2 protein-coding genes and 1 pseudogene are annotated in these 3,053 nt (G+C 73.1%); 2 read left to right on the top strand and 1 reads right to left on the bottom strand.

Features of this window, described 5'->3' with window-relative positions; translation table 11 throughout:
* Nucleotides 1-1,465 (top strand): 3'-5' exonuclease (locus tag VJR25_RS04455; RefSeq protein ID WP_324112942.1); only part of this gene is annotated, 1,465 nt, incomplete at its 5' end.
* Between the two features lie 9 nt (nt 1,466-1,474).
* On the opposite strand, the gene VJR25_RS04460 is transcribed toward VJR25_RS04455, so the two are convergent.
* On the bottom strand, nt 1,475-2,710 hold the full coding sequence (locus VJR25_RS04460) for a phosphotransferase (protein WP_324112944.1): 1,236 nt from the start codon (nt 2,708-2,710) through the stop codon (nt 1,475-1,477).
* Nucleotides 2,711-2,772: 62 nt separating this feature from the next.
* Between VJR25_RS04460 and VJR25_RS04465 the strand changes: the two are divergent.
* A pseudogene (locus tag VJR25_RS04465) lies at nt 2,773-3,053 on the top strand (NADH pyrophosphatase); the annotation flags it as partial.

Raw genomic sequence — 3,053 nt, forward strand, 5'->3', positions numbered from 1 at the left:
CGCCGAGCTCGTGCGCCTCGTCGAGCAGGAACTGCGCCTCGACGTGGAGCTCGCGGCGAACGAGGCCCGCGGCCCCGCGCGCACCGCCGGGGCGCAGCTGCGCGCGTTCGTGGACGAGGTGCACGCGTTCCTCGCCGCAGACGAGTCAGGGTCGCTGTCGAGCCTGCTCGCCTGGCTCGACCACGCCGAGCAGCTCGACGAGTTCGCGCCACGCACCGAGCCGCCGGAGGACGACGTCGTCCAGCTGCTCACGATCCACGGCTCGAAGGGGCTGGAGTGGGATGCCGTCGCCGTCGTGCGCATGGTGGAGGGGGAGCTGCCGACCGCCGTCAAGGGCAAGAGCGGCTGGCTCGCCTTCGGCGTGCTGCCGACGGCGTTCCGGGGGGATGCCGCCTGGCTGCCCGAGTTCGCGTGGCGCGACGCCACCACGCAGCAGGAGCTCAAGGCGGAGCTCGACCGCTACCAGCAGGCCAACCGCGACAAGCAGCTGGAGGAGGAGCGCCGGCTCGCATACGTCGCCGTGACCCGCGCCCGCGACCACCTGCTCCTGACCGCGGCGCCGTGGTCGGGCACCACCAGGCCCCGTAAGACGAGCCCGTTCCTGCGCGAGATCGCCGACGCCCTGCACCTTCCGCTCGCCGACGACGAGCCCGGGGAGAACCCGTATCAGGGGGAGCGGCGCACGCTCGCGTGGCCGTTCGACCCGCTCGGGGCACGACGGGACGCCGTGACCGGTGCGGCGGGGCGGGTGCAGGACGCGCTCGACGCGCCCCGCGGCCGGCCCGACGACGACCTGGCGCTGCTGCTCGCCGAGCGGGAGGCCCGCGGTGCCCCGGCGGCTTCCGCGGCGCCGGTGCGCATCCCGGCATCGCGGTACAAGGATTTCGTCACCGACTACGCCGCCACCGTCGCCGCGATCGACCGGCCGATGCCGGAGCGCCCGTACCGGCAGACGCGTCTCGGCACGCTCTTCCACGCGTGGGTGGAGCAGCGTTCGGGCATGATCGGCTCCTCCGCCACCCTCGACGAGGCACTGTGGGAGCAGGACGACGAGCTGCTCGCCGCCGACGATGCCTCGCTTGCCTCGTCCGCGTCCGCGGCAGGCGACGCCGCCACCGAGGAGCAGCAGGCGCTGCGGCGCCTCCAGGACGCGTTCGAGCGCTCGGAATGGGCGTCGCTGAAGCCGCTCGAGGTGGAGACCGAGATCGACTTCCGCTTCGACGGCGTCGGGGACGGTGCCCATGTCGCGATCTGCAAGCTCGACGCGGTGTACCGCCGCGGCGACCGGATCGAGATCGTCGACTGGAAGACCGGGGCTCCGCCGCGGAACAGCGCCGAGCGCGAGGCGCGGCTCCTTCAGCTGCAGCTGTACCGCCGTGCGTATCACGCCAAGCACGGCGTCCCGCTCGACCAGATCGACGTCGCGCTGTTCTACGTCGCGCACGACCTCATCGTGCGCGACTGACGGCCCGGATCAGCGGCTGTCGGCGGTGCGATCCGTGGTGTCGCCCGTGTCCCCGGCGTCCTGGCGGATCCAGTCGCCCATGTCGACGGGCACCGTGGCACCGCCGTCGGCCTCGGGGCCGAGATCCATCGAGCTGGTCTCGTCGAACCCGTCGTCCGCGGCACCCGGCCGCGCCGCCGGGGCATCCTGCGCCTCGAACGCACCGAGCTCCTCCGGGTCGTATGCGTCGGTCTGCATCGACGTGTCGACCGGAACGCGGCGGTCGGGGACCAGTCCGGCGCGGCCGAGGGCGTCGTCCGGCGAGATGGTCTCGATGCGGGTGAGGTCGTCGTCCTGCACGCTGTCGGCGAGTGAGACGAGCAGGTTCACGGCATCCGTGATGATCTCCTCGCTGCCGATGTCGTCCCCGTGCACGAGCCACTTGGCGAACTCGAGCTCGGCGTACAGGCGCGCGCGGTTGTGGATGCCGGCATCCGGAGCCCGCACGCTCGCCGCGGTGTACGCGTCGAACACGTCCATGGCCGCCTTCGGCGCCGACGACAGCCACTGCAGGTCGACGGCGGGGTCTCCCACGGCGAGGCCGTGCCAGTCCAGGATGCCGGTGACGCGCGGCTCGTCGTCGACGTCCTCGAGCAGGAACGCGTCGGATGACGTGCCGCCGAGGACCACGGTCGACTCGAATCGCCAGATGTGCTCGGCGGCCGCGGCGCGGCTCCACCGGGACAGCAGCGACACCGGGATGCGGTGCAGTGCGGCGACGCGGTCGAGGAGGCGCGAGACGGATTGGCGCACCTGCTCCGGAGACTGCACCGTCAGGTCGTCGCCGGACACGACCGAGGCGGGGAGGCCGTGCACGGCTGCGAGAGCCGTGCCGATGGCGGTCGCGACACCCCGCCCGGCGGGCACTTCCGCGGCGTCGACTCGATAGCCGTCGACGAGGTCGGTGACCACCGTGTAGCGACCGTCCACGACGGTCTCTCCGATGGTGCGCGGCGCCCGAAGCCGCAGCTGGGCGCGCACGCCGGGCGTCAGCGCCCGCAGCGCGGAGGTCTGCGCCCGCAACTCGTTCTCGGCGGAGTCGTCGGTCGGGACGCGCACCACCACCAGCTCGCCGTCGTCCAGCTGCACGGCGGCGCTGTCGAACCGCCCGCCCATGCCTTCGCTCAGTGCCGAGACGCCGTCGACGACGGCCTCGGGAAGGGCCGATGTCACCGACGCGGCTAGAGTGAGTGGTGAGCGTGCCATGCCCCAAGGGTAGGTCGGGCGCGAACGCCTATGAGAGCGCCACGCCCGCGACGGAGGTTTCGATGACGGCACAGGATGCCCCGCTCGCCCTGTCGGCACACGGGTTCGACCGCGCCACCGACGAGCGCGTCCGACCCGATCTGCTGGCCGAGCTGATGGCGCAGTCCTCGACCCGGGTGCTGGTGGTGCACCGCGACGGAGCGCCGCTCGACGGGGGCCGCCTGCACCTGCGCAGCGCGGCGGATCTGCCGGAGGTCGACCCGGCGCCGGAGTTCGCCTTCCTCGGCCGGTCCGCCGACCGCGCGCCCGTGGTGGCCGCGGTCTTCCCGGGCGAGGCGGATCG

Origin of the sequence: Microbacterium sp., assembly GCF_035277845.1 — a bacterium.
GTDB lineage: Bacteria > Actinomycetota > Actinomycetes > Actinomycetales > Microbacteriaceae > Microbacterium.